The following is a 1,002-nucleotide window of genomic DNA, read 5'->3' as shown; positions in this document are numbered from 1 at the left end:
CACTTCGTGACTCCAGGTAAAGGAGCTTGTATACCGCCTCCGCCTTGGGAAACTTGTGGTCCCGCACCTTCGTCCCCCGCCGTAGCTCCCGGATAAACCGCTCCATCAGGTTGGTGCTCCGCAGGTACGGCCAAAGCACCTTGGGGTACCCGTAGAAGCGCAGGAAGGCTCCAGACTCCTCCACCCAAAGCCCCACCACCCCCGGGTACCGCGAACCCCAGGCGGCCTTCACCTCCTCCAAGGCCCCAAGAGCTTCTTCCCGGCTCTCCGCCCCGTACACCCGCCTCAGGTCCTCCGCCAGCAGGCCCCGGTCCCGCGCCCGCACCTGGGACAGGCTCCACCGCACCCCGTGCACCACGCACCGCTGCCATTCCGCCTGAGGGTAGACCCTGCGGATCGCTTCAGGAAGCCCGGGCAGCCCGTCGGTGACAAAGAGCAACACCCGCCGCAGGCCCCGCTGCCAAAGCTCTCCCAGGACCCCCTCCCATCCCAGGGCGCTCTCCGTGGGCAACAGCCAAAACCCCAGGACCCGCCTCTCCCCATTAGGGGCGATGCCCAGGGCCACATACACGCTTTCCCGTACGATCCCTTCTCCTTCCCTAAAGACCTTTAGGGAAAGCCCGTCCAGGTAGACGAAGGCCATCTCCTCGGGCAAAGGCCGGGTGCGGAAGGCTCCTGCCGCCTCCAGGACCTCGTCCGTCAGGGCGCTCAGGGTCTCGTGGGAGTAGCGGTGGCCTAAGAGCAGGCTCAGTATCTCGGCCGCCTTGCGCTGACTGACCCCGGCGGCGTACAAGGCCACAGCTACTTCCCCCACGTCCACCAGGCGGCGGGCGTAGGGCTTAAGGAAAGCCGGGTAATACCGAGATTCCCGATCCCTAGGGACCTTCAGGTCCACCTGGCCGAAGGTGGTCTCCAGCTTGCGGGGGTAGTAGCCGTTCCTGCGCCCCCCGTGCACCTGCAAGAAGGCCGTCCGGTCCAGCTCCAGAACCGTCTGCAGAACCT

The 1,002-nt window shown here is 66.1% G+C and carries 1 protein-coding gene; it reads right to left on the bottom strand.

What is annotated here, in order from left to right; genetic code table 11:
• The coding region (locus tag ACK4SC_RS11690; protein ID WP_409618147.1) for an IS256-like element ISTth4 family transposase at positions 1-1,002 on the bottom strand (1,002 nt) is incomplete at both ends.

Origin of the sequence: Microcella sp. (assembly GCF_046293215.1) — a bacterium.
Classification (GTDB): domain Bacteria; phylum Actinomycetota; class Actinomycetes; order Actinomycetales; family Microbacteriaceae; genus Microcella.
Note: the sequence above shows the minus strand (reverse complement) of the source record. Positions and strands in the feature narration are given on the sequence as shown.